At 69.2% G+C, this 13,907-nt stretch carries 15 protein-coding genes and 1 pseudogene; 6 read left to right on the top strand and 10 right to left on the bottom strand.

The annotated features are described in order from the left end of the window. Positions 1 to 215: 215 nt before the first annotated feature. Entirely contained in the window at positions 216 to 1,448 is a 1,233-nt protein-coding gene (locus ACFZBT_RS30665; RefSeq protein WP_391110293.1) for a malic enzyme-like NAD(P)-binding protein, read from the bottom strand. A 594-nt stretch (positions 1,449 to 2,042) separates the two neighbouring features. Here ACFZBT_RS30665 and ACFZBT_RS30670 point away from each other — a divergent pair. The 3 genes from ACFZBT_RS30670 to ACFZBT_RS30680 are packed head-to-tail and all read left to right on the top strand — an operon-like array spanning position 2,043 to position 4,728. After that, positions 2,043 to 2,996, top strand: coding sequence for a transporter substrate-binding domain-containing protein (locus tag ACFZBT_RS30670; protein ID WP_391110296.1), 954 nt, complete (start codon positions 2,043 to 2,045; stop codon positions 2,994 to 2,996). A gap of 32 nt (positions 2,997 to 3,028) precedes the next feature. After that, entirely contained in the window at positions 3,029 to 3,970 is a 942-nt protein-coding gene (locus ACFZBT_RS30675; protein WP_391110299.1) for an ABC transporter permease subunit, read from the top strand. Further along, positions 3,967 to 4,728: an ATP-binding cassette domain-containing protein gene (locus tag ACFZBT_RS30680; protein WP_391110302.1), complete on the top strand. Its 762-nt coding sequence runs from the start codon at positions 3,967 to 3,969 to the stop codon at positions 4,726 to 4,728. The genes ACFZBT_RS30675 and ACFZBT_RS30680 overlap by 4 nt, the downstream gene beginning before the upstream one ends. Positions 4,729 to 4,791: 63 nt before the next feature. Here ACFZBT_RS30680 and ACFZBT_RS30685 read toward each other — a convergent pair whose 3' ends face one another. Beyond that, entirely contained in the window at positions 4,792 to 5,562 is a 771-nt protein-coding gene (locus tag ACFZBT_RS30685; protein WP_391110305.1) for a methyltransferase domain-containing protein, read from the bottom strand. Between the two features lie 89 nt (positions 5,563 to 5,651). On the opposite strand from ACFZBT_RS30685, the gene ACFZBT_RS30690 reads away from it, so the two are divergent. Beyond that, positions 5,652 to 6,299, top strand: a complete 648-nt coding sequence (locus tag ACFZBT_RS30690; RefSeq protein WP_391110308.1) for an ABATE domain-containing protein — start codon at positions 5,652 to 5,654, stop codon at positions 6,297 to 6,299. Here the strand turns inward: ACFZBT_RS30690 and sodX are convergent. After that, positions 6,185 to 6,616, bottom strand: coding sequence for a nickel-type superoxide dismutase maturation protease (gene sodX, locus ACFZBT_RS30695; RefSeq protein ID WP_391110311.1), 432 nt, complete (start codon positions 6,614 to 6,616; stop codon positions 6,185 to 6,187). The genes ACFZBT_RS30690 and sodX overlap by 115 nt on opposite strands. A 145-nt stretch (positions 6,617 to 6,761) precedes the next feature. Here sodX and sodN point away from each other — a divergent pair, with 145 nt between their 5' ends. Beyond that, complete coding sequence (sodN, locus tag ACFZBT_RS30700; protein WP_030928916.1) at positions 6,762 to 7,157, top strand: superoxide dismutase, Ni; 396 nt, start codon at positions 6,762 to 6,764, stop codon at positions 7,155 to 7,157. Between the two features lie 102 nt (positions 7,158 to 7,259). On the opposite strand, the gene ACFZBT_RS30705 is transcribed toward sodN, so the two are convergent. Continuing rightward, positions 7,260 to 7,493, bottom strand: a complete 234-nt coding sequence (locus ACFZBT_RS30705) for a hypothetical protein (protein ID WP_391110314.1) — start codon at positions 7,491 to 7,493, stop codon at positions 7,260 to 7,262. A 16-nt stretch (positions 7,494 to 7,509) separates the two neighbouring features. After that, positions 7,510 to 8,664 carry an inorganic phosphate transporter gene (locus ACFZBT_RS30710; protein ID WP_391110317.1) on the bottom strand — a complete coding sequence of 385 codons (1,155 nt, stop codon included), beginning with the start codon at positions 8,662 to 8,664 and terminating at the stop codon, positions 7,510 to 7,512. A 105-nt stretch (positions 8,665 to 8,769) separates the two neighbouring features. Here ACFZBT_RS30710 and ACFZBT_RS30715 point away from each other — a divergent pair. Beyond that, positions 8,770 to 9,504: pseudogene (locus ACFZBT_RS30715) on the top strand (VOC family protein). 4 nt (positions 9,505 to 9,508) lie between these two features. Here the strand turns inward: ACFZBT_RS30715 and ACFZBT_RS30720 are convergent. The 5 genes from ACFZBT_RS30720 to ACFZBT_RS30740 all read right to left on the bottom strand — a co-directional run bounded on the left by ACFZBT_RS30720 (position 9,509) and on the right by ACFZBT_RS30740 (position 13,877). Beyond that, positions 9,509 to 10,756, bottom strand: coding sequence for a Bcr/CflA family efflux MFS transporter (locus ACFZBT_RS30720; RefSeq protein WP_391110320.1), 1,248 nt, complete (start codon positions 10,754 to 10,756; stop codon positions 9,509 to 9,511). 77 nt (positions 10,757 to 10,833) lie between these two features. After that, positions 10,834 to 11,358 carry a MarR family transcriptional regulator gene (locus ACFZBT_RS30725; RefSeq protein ID WP_391110322.1) on the bottom strand — a complete coding sequence of 175 codons (525 nt, stop codon included), beginning with the start codon at positions 11,356 to 11,358 and terminating at the stop codon, positions 10,834 to 10,836. Positions 11,359 to 11,483: 125 nt separating this feature from the next. Next, positions 11,484 to 12,215 carry a transposase gene (locus tag ACFZBT_RS30730; RefSeq protein ID WP_391110325.1) on the bottom strand — a complete coding sequence of 244 codons (732 nt, stop codon included), beginning with the start codon at positions 12,213 to 12,215 and terminating at the stop codon, positions 11,484 to 11,486. A 200-nt stretch (positions 12,216 to 12,415) separates the two neighbouring features. Next, complete coding sequence (locus ACFZBT_RS30735) at positions 12,416 to 12,646, bottom strand: hypothetical protein (RefSeq protein ID WP_391110328.1); 231 nt, start codon at positions 12,644 to 12,646, stop codon at positions 12,416 to 12,418. A 10-nt stretch (positions 12,647 to 12,656) separates the two neighbouring features. Beyond that, the gene (locus tag ACFZBT_RS30740) at positions 12,657 to 13,877 is read right to left on the bottom strand and encodes a sigma-70 family RNA polymerase sigma factor (protein ID WP_391110331.1); all 1,221 of its coding nucleotides are present in this window, start codon (positions 13,875 to 13,877) and stop codon (positions 12,657 to 12,659) included. Positions 13,878 to 13,907: the final 30 nt, after the last annotated feature.

The following is a 13,907-nucleotide window of genomic DNA, read 5'->3' on the forward strand; positions in this document are numbered from 1 at the left end:
CGGGGGGTGTCCGCCCGCAGCGGTTGTCGCGTCAACGAACAGCGAGTCGGTACGCAACCCCATCGCGACGTTCCGAGGACGGACACCCCCCGACACGGCCCCGACCCCCCACCGGCCGGCGCCAGGCATCCGGCCACCCGAACAGCCGCACCCACCCCAGCCAAAAGAAATGACCCCGCCCAACCCGGACGGGGCCACATCACAGCACCAGCACGTCAGCGCCGAGCCACACCCTCAGCCCGCGCGGCCGCGGCCACAGCCGCCGTCACCGCCGGCGCGACCCGCTCGTCGAACGGCGACGGGATGACGTAGTCGGCGGCGAGATCGTCCCCGACCACGGACGCCAGCGCCTCGGCCGCCGCCAGCTTCATCCCCTCGGTGATCCGGGAGGCCCGCACCTGCAGCGCCCCCGCGAAGATCCCCGGGAACGCCAGCACGTTGTTGATCTGGTTCGGGAAGTCCGACCGCCCGGTAGCCACCACGGACGCGTACTTGTGCGCGACCTCGGGATGCACCTCAGGGTTCGGATTCGCCATGGCGAAGACAAAAGCACCCTCCGCCATGGAGGAAACCGCAGCCTCCGGCACCGTCCCACCGGACACGCCGATGAACACATCGGCCCCGGCCAGCGCCGCCTCCAGCGACCCGCTGATCCCCGCCTTGTTCGTGAACCCGGCCAGCTCCTGCTTCACCGCGGTGAGGTCGTCCCGGTCCGCCGACACGACACCCTTGCGGTCGGCGACCGCGACATCCCCGATCCCGGCCTCGACCAGCATCCGCGCGATGGCGACACCGGCCGCCCCCGCCCCGGAGATGACGGCCCGCAGCTCGCCCAGCGACCGCCCGCTCAGCCGCGCGGCGTTCCGCAGGGCCGCCAGCGTCACCACAGCCGTACCGTGCTGGTCGTCGTGGAAGACCGGGATGTCCAGCCGCTCCTGCAGCTTCCGCTCGATCTCGAAGCACCGGGGCGCCGAGATGTCCTCCAGGTTGACCCCGCCGAACGAGGGCGCGAGCCGCACCACGGTCTCGACGATCTCGTCGACGTCCGTGCAGTTCAGCGCGATCGGAACCGCGTCCACGCCCCCGAACTGCTTGAAGAGGATCGCCTTGCCCTCCATCACCGGGAGGGAGGCCTCCGGCCCGATGTCACCGAGCCCCAGCACGGCCGTACCGTCCGTCACGACGGCGACGACCGACGACTTCCACGTGTAATCGTGGACGAGGTCCGGCTGCTCCGCGATCGCGCTGCACACCTTCGCGACGCCGGGCGTGTACGCCAGGGACAGGTCGTCCTTGTCACGGACCGGCACGGTGGCCTGCACGGCCATCTTGCCGCCGCGGTGCAATGCGAACGCCGGGTCGAAGGAGTCGAGGGGCTCCGCACCGCCCTCGTGACCCGTATCGCCGGTCTTGCTCTCGCTGCGAGGATTGACGATCTCCGCTGCCACTTCGTTCTACCCCTTAAATCTTCATTGGTCTGAGGGTGGCCACTCCTGGTGAGGGGTGGGCGGGACCGCGTACCGCCGTGGTCGTGCTCTGTACGTGATACGTACGGGCGCGTACGCGACGGGCGCGCCGCACACGCGCCCTGAGCCCCGGATGAGGGGTGTAAAGACCCTTCTTACCGGACGGAAGGCGCCGACGACGAGTCCATAACGCGAAGGTCACATGACGGCGCCCCGACGCTTCGTACATTTTCGGGACAACCTCTGGACAAAGCGTCGACAACCACTCAAGCATCCGCGAAGTTCGCGGGCCCCATGCTGAATTCCCTGGTTACGCCGAAGATCTTCCGGCCGGAAGCACTGATTCCTGTAGAAGGTCCAGCCGTGATGTACCTGGGTGATGCGGTTCGGGGATCGCCCGTTATCCGATTTTGACATGGCTGGCCGCCAGAATCGCGCAGTCCGAATGGCAAGATGCCGTAATCACACGAGGTCGCGACACTCGAAGGTGCGTGCACTCGTCGACCCCATGGCGCTGCCGTACCGGCAGTCGCCGGCCCCATCGGCAACTCCACCCATCCGCCGGAGGAACCCACCATGACCGCAAGCTCCACCCGTCGTAGGACCGCCGCGCACTCCCGGCTAGCAGCGGTCGGTGCGATCGCGGTCGCAGGCGCGCTGATGCTCACCGGATGCGGTGACCAGACCAAGGACAACGGCTCGGAGAGCGACACGGCGGCCTCCGCCCCGCTCGCCGACAAGCTGCCGAAGTCCATCCGCGACAAGGGCGTCATCAAGGTCGGTTCCGACATCGCCTACGCCCCGGTCGAGTTCAAGGACAACGCCGGCAAGACGGTCGGTATCGACCCGGACCTCGCCGCCGCCATGGGCAAGCAGCTCGGGGTCGACTTCCAGTTCGAGAACGGCACCTTCGACACGCTGATCACGGGTCTGCGCTCCAAGCGGTACGACATCGCCATGTCCGCGATGACCGACACCAAGGACCGCCAGGAGGGCATCGACTCCGACACCGGCAAGAAGGTCGGTGAGGGCGTCGACTTCGTCGACTACTTCACCGCCGGTGTCTCGATCTACACCAAGAAGGGCGATGACCAGGGCATCAAGACCTGGTCAGACCTGTGCGGCAAGAAGATCGTGCTGCAGCGCGGCACGGTCTCCGAAGACCTCGCCAAGGCGGAGTCGAAGAAGTGCCCGGCCGGCAAGAAGATCGCCATCGAGCCCTTCGACAACGACCAGCAGGCCCAGACCCGCCTGCGCGCGGGCGGCGCGGACGCCGGCTCGTCCGACTTCCCGGTGGCGGCGTACGCGGTGAAGACCTCGGGCGGCGGCAAGGACTTCGAGCTGGTCGGCGAGCAGGTCGAGGCCGCTCCGTACGGCATCGCGGTCGCCAAGAACCAGACGGAGCTGCGCGACGCCCTCAAGGCCGCGCTGGACGCCGTCATCAAGAACGGCGAATACGAGAAGATCATGAAGAAGTGGGGCGTCACGGACGGCGCCATCGACGAAGCCACGATCAACGGCGGCAAGTGACCGCGACGCAGCGGCACTGAAAGGCAACACCCGTGACTGTTGACATCGACAAGACGCCGGCCGACACGCCCCCGGCCGGACCGGAGGCCATCAAGGCCATCCCGGTCCGGCACTACGGGCGGTACGTCACCGCCGTCGTCGCACTCGCCCTGCTGGGCGGCATCGTCTACGCGTTCTCCCAGGGCAAGATCAACTGGGACGCGATCCCGGACTACTTCTTCGACGACCGCATCCTGGACGGCGTCGGCAAGACGCTGCTGCTGACCGTGCTGTCCATGGCGATCGGCATCATCGGCGGCGTCCTGCTTGCCGTGATGCGCCTGTCGAAGAACCCGGTGACCTCGTCGATCGCGTGGTTCTACATCTGGTTCTTCCGCGGCACCCCGGTCCTGGTCCAGCTGATCGTCTGGTTCAACCTGGGCCTGGTCTTCGAGTACATCAACCTCGGGCCGTTCTACAAGGACGAGTGGTCGGACTTCATGACCCCGTTCCTGACGGCACTGCTGGGCCTCGGCCTCAACGAGGCGGCCTACATGGCGGAGATCTGCCGTGCCGGTCTGCTCTCGGTCGACGAGGGCCAGACGGAGGCGTCGCACGCGCTGGGCATGAGCCACACGAAGACCCTGCGCCGGATCGTCATCCCGCAGGCGATGCGCGTGATCGTGCCGCCGACGGGCAACGAGGTCATCAACATGCTGAAGACGACCTCGCTGGTCTCGGTCGTCCAGTATCCGGAGCTGCTGCGCGCGGCCCAGGACATCGGCCAGACCTCCGGCGCCCCCGCCGAGATGCTGTTCCTGGCGGCGGCCTGGTACCTGCTGCTGACCTCGGTCTTCAGCGTGGGCCAGTACTACCTTGAGCGGTACTACGCGCGTGGTTCGAGCCGGTCCCTCCCGGCCACCCCGTTCCAGAAGATCAAGGCGAACCTGCTGTCCCTGTCCAACCGCTCGGCGTCGACGGGAGGCACCGCATGAACGCCATGGTCAAGGCCGAGGGCGTCCACAAGTCCTTCGGCCCCGTAGAGGTCCTCAAGGGCATCGACCTGGAGGTGAAGTCCGGCGAGGTGTTCTGCCTCATCGGCCCCTCCGGCTCCGGCAAGTCGACCTTCCTGAGGTGCATCAACCACCTGGAGAAGATCAACGCCGGCCGTCTGTACGTGGACGGCGAGCTGGTCGGCTACCGCCAGAAGGGCGACAAGCTCTACGAGCTCAAAGACAGCGAGGTCGCGGTCAAGCGCCGGGACATCGGCATGGTCTTCCAGCGCTTCAACCTGTTCCCGCACATGACGGCCGTCGAGAACGTCATGGAGGCGCCCGTCCAGGTCAAGGGCGTCAGCAAGAGCCAGGCCCGCACACGCGCCCAGGAGCTCCTGGACCGGGTGGGCCTCGCCGACAAGGCGGGCAGCTACCCCTCCCAGCTCTCCGGCGGCCAGCAGCAGCGCGTCGCCATCGCCCGGGCCCTCGCCATGGACCCGAAGCTGATGCTGTTCGACGAGCCGACCTCGGCGCTCGACCCGGAGCTGGTCGGTGACGTCCTGGACGTCATGCGCGACCTCGCCGAGTCCGGCATGACGATGATCGTCGTCACCCACGAGATGGGCTTCGCCCGCGAGGTGGGCGACAGCCTGGTCTTCATGGACGGCGGAGTGGTGGTCGAATCCGGTCACCCGCGCGAGGTGCTGACGAACCCGCAGCACGAGCGGACGAAGTCGTTCCTGTCCAAGGTGCTCTGACGGTACGAACACCGAGGGGCGGTACGGATCTCCGTACCGCCCCCTTCGCTCGTCCGCGGCCGGTTACTTCAGGGCGAGCAGCAGGGTGTCCGAGGGCGAGCACCACACGGGCCTGGCCTCGCCGAACCCCTTCTCGCGCAGTACGCGCGCGTGCCAGGCCGCCGAGGGCATGTCGCCGTCGGCGTGTTCGCCGTAGATCTCGTAGCGCCGGGCGGTGGGCTCCGCGAGGACCGGGTCCTTGGCGGCGAGCTGCCACCATTCGGACCAGTCGAGGATGCCGTCCCGCTTGGCCTGATCCATACGTGCGTGCCGCGAAGCGCTCTCCGCCGCGTTGATCCGGGGCGTCGACTCGTCGATCATGTGATCCGCGTTCATGAAGACACCACCGTCGCGGACGACTCCCGCGACCTGGCCGTAGAGGTCCGCGAGGGGTTCCCGGTGCAGCCAGTGCAGGGCCGTCGCGGTCAGGACGGCGTCGTACGTGTCGTACGGCAGCTTCGCCGGCCAGTCGGGGTCCTTGAGGTCGGCGGTGACGAGGCCGACCCGGTCGTCGCCCGCGAAGGTGCCCTCGGCGATGGCGAGGAGCGCCGGGTCGAGGTCGACGCCGGTGCTGGTGGCATCCGGGAACCGGGCGAGCAGCCGGGCGGTGATGCTGCCCGTGCCGCAGGCGAGGTCGAGGACGCGCGGGGCGGTGCCCACCAGGGCCTCGACCATGTCGAGCATGATCCCGAACCGCTCCTCGCGGTCGGGCAGGTACCACTCCTGCTGCCGGTCCCAGCTCTCCTGCCAGGCACGCCAGTCGGTGGTGGCCGCAGTGGTGTCGGCGTCCGTCATCGAGCCCCTCCCTCGTAATACCCTGGAAGCACTATCAGCCGTTACAAGTCCGCGTTCACGACAATAAAGCCCCTCCGTAAGGACTACAAGTGGAACTGGCCTATTACTCGGACTATGCCGTGCGCCTCGTCAACACCGAGGAACCGGCCCGGGGCAAGGACACGCTGACGTCGGTCGAGGCCGTGCGCGACCTGTTCGGTGCCAGCCAGTCGGCGGCCCGCCGCGCCACCGACTCGGACGTCACACGGTTCCGCTCGATCCGGGCGCGGCTGCGCGCGGTCTTCGAGGCGGCCGACACCGGCGACGAGACCCTGGCCGTCGACCTGCTGAACTCCCTCCTCCTGGAGTTCCCGGTGAGCCCGCAGATCTCAGGGCACGACTTCCGCGACGACGACGGCCGCCCCCTGTGGCACATGCACCTGGCGGACCACCCGTCCAACGCCACCGCGGGCTACGCGGCCATCGCGGCGATGGGCCTGGCGTTCCACCTGACCGAGTACGGCGTGGACCGGCTCGGCCTGTGCGAGGCCGCGCCCTGCCGCAACGCCTACCTGGACACCTCCACGAACCGCTCCCGGCGCTACTGCTCCGACCGCTGCGCGACCCGCGCCAACGTGGCGGCCTACCGCGCCCGCAAGCGCCGTGAGGCCGATCTGTCGGAGAACACCGGCCTGGCGGCCGACAGCACCCAGCCCAGCAGCGCCCACGGCGAACGCCCGGCCCCGCGCGGCCGGTAACGGAACCGGACGCGCCCCAGCACCAGGTCCTCCGGCACGACGCCGTAGTCCGTGCTGTCACCACCGGCGTACGCGTTGTCCCCGAGCACCCACCAGCCGCTCTCGCGCCGCTGGGCGACCCGCTTCACGACGAGCAGGTCCTGCTGGAAGGGATGCCTCAGTACGACGACGTCACCGGGCTTGACCCGGGTCCCGTAGTGCACGAGGAGCCGGTCCCCGTGGTGCAGCGTGGGCACCATGGACGGCCCGGTCACCTCGGCGACGCCGAAGGGCGCGCCCGGCCTCCCCCGCTCGGACTCCTGCGACAGCTCCGGCATCACCCGGCACCTCCCCGGTTCTTCCTCCACCAGTCTCAGTCTCACCCCGGACTTTTGTCCTAAGCCCATGGGGGCACCCGCGAAAACCAGTCCCCCACGGAGTAATGTCCCCTGTGAGAAGACGATCACGAGGAAGGAATGCTCCATGCTTTCCCGCCTGTTTGCCCCCAAGGTCAAGGTCAGCGCCCACTGCGACCTGCCCTGCGGTGTGTACGACCCTGCCCAGGCCCGCATCGAGGCGGAGTCGGTCAAGGCTGTCCAGGAGAAGATGGCCGGCAACGACGACCCGCACTTCCAGGCGCGCGCCACCGTCATCAAGGAGCAGCGCGCCGAGCTCGCGAAGCACCACGTCTCGGTGCTCTGGAGCGACTACTTCAAGCCTCCGCACTTCGAGAAGTACCCGGAGCTGCACCAGCTGGTCAACGACGCCCTCAAGGCCCTCTCGGCCGCCAAGGGCTCGACCGACCCGGCCACGGGCCAGAAGGCTCTGGACTACATCGCCCAGATCGACAAGATCTTCTGGGAGACCAAGAAGGCCTGAAGCCCATGGGCCACCCGAAGGGGCCCGGCCGGGAGTACCGGCCGGGCCCCTTCGTCGTGCGTAGTCGTACCTACGGGTCAGTCGGTCTGTCGTGACTGACGGTCAGTGGAACTGAGGCCGGATCAGGTAGATCCCGTACGCCACCACGGCCGCGCAGGCGAGGAAGCACAGGGCGGCCTGGGTGAGGCCGAGGGCGGAGGTGCCGCCCGGCTGTTCGCGGGCGCCCTCCAGTCGGGCGAGGCCGAGGACGCCGAAGGCGAACACGACGACCACCGCGACGGTGGCGCCGACGCTCACCGCGGCGACCTGGCCGAGTGCGGTCCAGTCCAGATGCATGTCGACTCCCCGTCGTTCAGGCCGCCGCGCCGACCTTGGCGGGCGGCTCGGTGCGGATGCCGACCTCGTGCGCGTCGTTGACGTTGTTCGCGTGCACCGGGTTGCGGCGCGAGATGAGCACGATGCCCCCGGCGAGGGCGGCGCCGACCAGGGCGACGACCGCCGTACCGAGATCGCCGCCGTTCTGGACGACGCTCGCGGCCAGGCCGCCGACCAGACCGGCGGCGGGCAGGGTGACCATCCAGGCGATCGCCATCCGGCCCGCGACGCCCCAGCGGACCTCCGCGAGCCGGCGGCCGAGCCCCGCGCCGAGGATGCTGCCCGAGGCGACCTGGGTGGTGGAGAGGGCGAAGCCGAGGTGGGCGGAGGTGAGGATGACGGTGGTGGACGCGGTCTCGGCGGCGAAGCCCTGCGGCGACTGGATCTCGGTGAGGCCCTTGCCCATCGTGCGGATGATCCGCCAGCCGCCGAGGTACGTGCCGAGGCCGATGGCGAGGCCCGCGGAGGCGATGACCCACAGGGGCGGGCCGGCGTCGTGGCCGAGCGCGCCGGCCGAGATCAGGGTGAGGGTGATCACGCCCATGGTCTTCTGCGCGTCGTTCGTGCCGTGGGCGAGGGAGACCAGCGAGGCGGAGGCGATCTGGCCGATCCGGAAGCCCTTGGTGACGGAGTCCTTGCGGGCGCGGTCGGTGAGCCGGTAGGCGAGGTAGGTGGCGATCAGGGCGGCGACACCGGCCACGAGCGGCGAGGCCACCGCCGGGACGAGCACCTTCTCGACGACCTTGTCGAAGTTGACGCCGTGGCTGCCCGCCCCGACCCACACGGCCCCGATCAGCCCGCCGAACAGGGCGTGCGAGGAACTCGACGGCAGCCCGAGGAGCCAGGTCAGCAGGTTCCACAGGATCGCCCCGACCAGCCCGGCGAAGATCATCCCCGGGCTGACGAGGGTGTCGTCCACGATGCCGCCCGAGATGGTCTTGGCCACCTCGGTGGAGAGAAAGGCACCGGCGACATTGAGGACACCGCTGATCAGGACCGCCGTACGGGGAGCCAGCGCGCCGGTGGCGATGGACGTGGCCATCGCGTTCGCCGTGTCGTGGAATCCGTTGGTGAAGTCGAAGGCGAGCGCCGTGACGATGACGACCGCCACGAGGAACGTGATGTGGTCCATTCCTGAATGCAAACAAGCGCGGACCAATACGCGGGGAACGGCGAGGCAAAGGCTGGTCAAGGTTCACGCAGGTGGCCGTGACGGGGCCCCTCTACGATCGCGCCCATGAGGATCCACTGGACATACGCCTTCGCCGACCGGCCACGCGAGGTCTTCGGTGCCGCATGCGACTTCTGGACGGCCGTCACGGACACACGACTCTCCGAACTCCGGGGGTAGCACTCCGAGTTCGTGACCCTGCTGCCCGACGGCGCCGACGCCTGCGTGAAGGCCCAAGCGGTGCGGTCGGGAGATGGCGGGGCTCATCTCGACTTCTGCGTGGACGACGTGGCGGCGTTCGCGGACTCGGCGGTGCGGCTCGGCGCGGGCGTGGTGGCGGACCTCGGGTCGCTCGTCGTGCTGCGTTCGCCCGGCGGGCAGTTGTTCTGCGCGGATCCGTGGCGCGGCCAGTCGTCGCGCCCGGGTGTGGTGCGGGGCAGCCGGCTCGACCAGGTGTGCGTGGACGTCCCTCCGTCGTCGTACGACGCCGAAGTCGCCTTCTGGAGCGGCTTGCTGGACGGCTGGGTGTCGCGTCCCGGCGCGCTCCCGGAGTTCCATGTGGTCGAGCCGCCCCCCGGCCTGCCGGTCCGGCTGCTGCTGCAACGCCTCGGCGAGGAACGCCCTGCCTCCGCCCACCTCGACCTCGCTTGCGCGGACGTCGCCGCGACCCGGGCGTGGCACGAGGGACTCGGGGCCGTACGTGTGGCCGACCACTCCGGCTGGACGGTGATGCGCGACCCGGCGGGCGGTACGTACTGCCTGACGGCCCGGGACCCGGAGACGGGCGGGCCGCGCCGCTAGACCTTCAAGGGCTGGCGTTACAGCGGCTGAAGGTCTCTGGCGCAGGACTCGCTGTTGTCCGGGCCGTGATCAGCACCCTTGGGGCATCAACCCTTAAGAGGTGTGTGCACGTTTGGTGGCGATGGCGGCCAGGGTTCCCAGGGCGAGACAACTGCTCATCACGGCTGCCATGGGCGTCGGGCTCTGCGTACCGAATAGCCCGACCAGGGGGGGATGCGGCCGCGCCGAAGAGGAACTGGCTTCCGCCCAGGAGAGCGGAGGTAGCTCCCGGGGCAGCGCGTCCGCGGCTCTGAGCGACGGTGATCACGGCTGGGAAGAAGACGCCGAATGCGCTGATAGTGATCAACAGGCATAGCCAGGTCAGCTGCGTGGTGCTGCCGGTGGTCGCCTGGATGAGGAGTAGTGCTGCCGCCCCCGTCGTCGCCAGCGCCCCGCTGGTGATGAGGAGGGTTTCAGGGGCTCGGCGTTTGGCCAGGTGGCCGTAGGCCAGGCTCCCTGCCATGTTGCCGACCGCGTTGACGCCGTAGACGAGGCTGGAAAGAGCCGGGGAGAGACGGTAGATGTCCTGGAAGACGAAGGTGGTTCCGGCGATATAGGCGAAGACGGCGGCCCCGCCGCAGGCGAGGGCCAGCACCGGTGCGAGGATGGCGCGCTGTGCGGCGACCTCTCCGATGGCGCGCAGGCTGGCGGTCATCCCGCCGGTGAGGCGGGCGTGGGGCGGGTGGGAATCGGGGATCCAGCGCCATATGCCCAGCGACAGTAGTAAGCCCATGAGGGCGAGGACGGCGAAGACGTAGCGCCAGGACACCGCGAGCAACAGGGCGCCTCCGGCTAAGGGTGCCAGGACCGGGGCCGTGGCGGTGATCGCTCCCAGGCGGGAGAAGACCAAAGGAAGTTCACGGTCGTCGTAGAGGTCGGCCACGACAGCGCGGGAGACGACGATCCCGGCCGCTCCCGCGATGCCCTGCCCGACTCGTGCCGTGTTGAGCACCTCAACCGTGGGCGCCAGAGCACACACGGCGGAGAAGACAGTGAACAGCACGGATCCGCCGATGAGGACGGGCCGGCGGCCGACCGCATCACTGAGGGGGCCCAGAACGAGTTGCCCGACGATGATTCCGGCCAGGAACCCGGTCAGTGACATTTGCGCGCCGGAAGCATCGGTTGCCAAGGAGCGGGCCAGGTCTGGGAGGGCGGGGACGTACATGTCTGTGGCCAGCGGGCTTGCGCCGCTCAGTCCGGCCAGAACCATCAACAGCGGGAGCCGTTTCGGAAGTTCGGGGGACGGGCGCTGATGACCGGCTGATGCCTTACCGGTTGAGTGAGTAGTCATAGCGCCGGGGCCGCCCCCTCGCCTTGCCCTGACGCCTGCGCCGGCCCCCACCACTCATCGACGGCCACCTCGGCCTCCGCCACCTGTTCCAGCAGTCCGGCGGCGATCTGCAGGACACCGCGCTCGGCAGGTGACAGCGTCTGACGCAGTACCGCCGCCAGCCAGGCGTTGCCATCGCGCACGTGCTCCCGCAGCGCCTCCCGCCCCGCTTCCGTGACCTCGATGTTCTGGCGACGGGCATCCACCTCGCTCTTCGACCGGCGAATTCGCCCGTGTTCCTCCAACTCGTTGAGCACCCGGGTCAGTGACTGGGTCTGCAGCCCTTCGATGGCGGCCAGTTCCGACGGGGTCAGTGGGCCGCTGTGCCGAAGGTTGGCGAGCACGGATGCGGCCAGCCGCGTCAAGGAGCGGCTGTTCCCCGGCTGCTCGGCGCGTAGCCGGGAGGCCAGGCGGGACACGCCCCACCGCAACGCCTCGGCCAAGACCAGATCCTTCGATGCCTCTTCTGGAACATCAATCATGCATACCAAGCTAACGCTTGCCATGCCGCTCTTCAAAGCATGCACATGACGTCAAATTAGCAAGTTTTAGCTTTTCACCTGGGTAGTCTGTCGACACGTGCTGCACCAGATGCATCATCGTGACGTCAGTCACTGCTGGGCGGCACAGAGCATTGGAGGTCGAGCCCGGTCTTGGCTACGAGACCGTCGATGAGACAGGGGCGGTATTGCATGCGTTTGAGCCTGGTCTTCACCAGCCTGGTGAGCTGGTCGAGGCTCTGTTTGGTGAGGTTGGTTAGCGACCTCTTCAGGAGCGACCACACACCCTCGACGGGGTTGAGCTCAGGAGCGTACGGCGGCAGCTGGTAGACGGTCAGCCATAATCGGGCGGCGATCAGCTCGCGCATGGTGCGGCTGACGTGGGTGTTCAAGTTGTCCCAGACCAGAACGATGGGGCCGCCGAGCTGCTGGTGCGCGGCATCATCCAGCAGGCGGGCATAGTCGGTCTCGGTGAAGCCCTTGCGACGGCCCTTGGCGGGACCACGGTCGAGGTGGATGCGGTAGATCAGCCGTGGCCGGTGGCCGGCTTTGGCGCAGATCAGCGCCGCCATCGAGACACGCTTGGTGCGGTGCGGCAGCAGGTCCAGCCCGGCCAGGGTGTATTCGACGCCGAACTGTCGGCGCACGATCTCGGCGATCCTGGCCAGCGTCCAGCACTGGTCACTCCAGCCGGAGGCGGCCGGGCCGGCATCCAACACCGTCTCCAGCACGCGCAATTGTCCCGGGTCGAGCTTGCTGCGGGCGCCGCCAGGGCCCTTCGAGGCCAGCGTCTGCCGACCGCCTGAAGCCAACGCCCGCCGCCAGCGGTTCGCCGACATCCGGGTCACCCTGAGCCGTCGGGCCATTCCCGGTCGCCGGCCCCCGCCTCGATCAGATCAGCAGCTGCGAGCCGGACTCGCTCACACCGAGACCGTTCCTCGGCCGTCAATCCACCACCATCGGGATACCTCACCCCTCCGGCATAGCGCGGCACACGACAACCGTCACGACCCGGCGTAACCCGAACCGTTAAAGATCTCTAGTCGGCCTTCACATACGCGCACGCCACATCGATGATGCCCTCCGGCGTCGGGCAGGGCGGCGGACTCGGTGTCCGGTCGGGTTTCGTCTGTTCCCAGACGTACGGCCCCTGAGGCTCCGTCGAGTCCTGCATCCACAACGTCAGCCCGCCCGCGACGACCACGGCGAGCGCCCACACGATGACCGCCCAGCGCCACATCCCGCGACGCCCCTCCCCCGTCATGCCCATGCCTCACACGCTAGTCCTTCAAGCGCGCCGCCCGCGCCTGGAGATAGCGCTGCTCGGGCAGGCTGAGGGTCTGGGCGGCCGCCGACTCGTAGGCGGCCCGGGCGGCTTCGGGCTCGCCCGCGCGTTCCAGGAGGTGGCCTCGTACGGCGTCCAGGCGGTGGCCTGTCAACGTGCCCGACAGGGCGTCCAGTTCGGTCAGGCCGGCACGCGGGCCGTGGACCATGGCGACGGCGACCGCGCGGTTGAGGCGTTCGACCGGCCCGGGGACCAGGCCGACGAGTACGTCGTACAGGCCCAGGATCTCGGCCCAGTCCGTAGCCTCGGGCGAAGGCGCCTCGTCGTGTACGGCGGCGATCGCGGCCCGCAGGGAGTACGGCCCGGCCCGGCCCCGGGACAGGGCCCGGGTCACCAGCGCGACGCCCTCCTCGATGGCGGCCTTGTCCCAGCGGTCGCGGTCCTGCTCGTCGAGGGGGATCAGCTCCCCGCCCGGTCCGCCGCGCGCGTCACGGCGGGCGTCGGTGAGCAGCAGCAGCGCGAGCAGCCCGGCCACCTCGCCGTCCTCGGGCAGCAGCCGGTGGACCGTACGGGTCAGCCGGATGGCCTCGCCCGCCAGGTCGGGTCGCTGGAGGGCGCTACCGGAGGTGGCGGTGTAGCCCTCGTTGAAGATCAGGTACAGGGTCTGAAGTACGGACGGCAGCCGTCGCTCCCAGCTGTCCGGACGGCCGAAGCGCACGTTCCGCACCTTCTGCTTGGCGCGGCTGATGCGCTGCGCCATCGTCGCCTCCGGGACGAGATACGCGCGGGCGATCTCCGCCGTGGTCAGACCGCCGACGGCACGCAGCGTGAGCGCGATCTGGGCGGGCGGGGTGAGGTCCGGGTGGCAGCACAGGAAGAGCAGCGAGAGGGTGTCGTCCTCACGGGGAGCCCGCTCGCCGGGCGGCGGGGCGGTGAAGGCGTCGCGGGGCGTGAGCGCAGCCGCCCGCTCCTCGCGCTGCCGCCGGGCCTCCTCGCTGCGCAGGGCGTCGGTCAGCCGCCGCGAGGCCACCTTGATCAGCCAGCCGCGCGGATTGCCGGGCACGCCCGCCGAGGGCCACTGCCCGGCCGCCGCGAGCAGCGCCTCCTGTACGGCGTCCTCGGCTGCGTCGAAGTGCCCGTACCGTCTGACCAGCGCGCCGAGGACCTGCGGCGCGTTCCGGCGCAGCAGGTCCTCGACCTCGGGTGTGTTCCTCACCGGCGGGTCCGTCGGCGTAGCACGGGCCGG

Source organism: Streptomyces sp. NPDC008137, from assembly GCF_042957035.1.
Taxonomy (GTDB): domain Bacteria; phylum Actinomycetota; class Actinomycetes; order Streptomycetales; family Streptomycetaceae; genus Streptomyces.

Excerpts from the sequence above, each read along its gene's own strand:
- ACFZBT_RS30725 (WP_391110322.1), bottom strand. The coding sequence starts at position 11,358 with ATGATTGATGTTCCAGAAGAGGCATCGAAGGATCTGGTCTTGGCCGAG.
- ACFZBT_RS30670 (WP_391110296.1), top strand. The coding sequence starts at position 2,043 with ATGACCGCAAGCTCCACCCGTCGTAGGACCGCCGCGCACTCCCGGCTA.
- ACFZBT_RS30730 (WP_391110325.1), bottom strand. The coding sequence starts at position 12,215 with ATGTCGGCGAACCGCTGGCGGCGGGCGTTGGCTTCAGGCGGTCGGCAG.
- sodN (WP_030928916.1), top strand. The coding sequence starts at position 6,762 with ATGCTTTCCCGCCTGTTTGCCCCCAAGGTCAAGGTCAGCGCCCACTGC.
- sodX (WP_391110311.1), bottom strand. The coding sequence starts at position 6,616 with ATGCCGGAGCTGTCGCAGGAGTCCGAGCGGGGGAGGCCGGGCGCGCCC.
- ACFZBT_RS30720 (WP_391110320.1), bottom strand. The coding sequence starts at position 10,756 with ATGGTTCTGGCCGGACTGAGCGGCGCAAGCCCGCTGGCCACAGACATG.
- ACFZBT_RS30685 (WP_391110305.1), bottom strand. The coding sequence starts at position 5,562 with ATGACGGACGCCGACACCACTGCGGCCACCACCGACTGGCGTGCCTGG.
- ACFZBT_RS30735 (WP_391110328.1), bottom strand. The coding sequence starts at position 12,646 with ATGGGCATGACGGGGGAGGGGCGTCGCGGGATGTGGCGCTGGGCGGTC.
- ACFZBT_RS30710 (WP_391110317.1), bottom strand. The coding sequence starts at position 8,664 with ATGGACCACATCACGTTCCTCGTGGCGGTCGTCATCGTCACGGCGCTC.
- ACFZBT_RS30705 (WP_391110314.1), bottom strand. The coding sequence starts at position 7,493 with ATGCATCTGGACTGGACCGCACTCGGCCAGGTCGCCGCGGTGAGCGTC.
- ACFZBT_RS30680 (WP_391110302.1), top strand. The coding sequence starts at position 3,967 with ATGAACGCCATGGTCAAGGCCGAGGGCGTCCACAAGTCCTTCGGCCCC.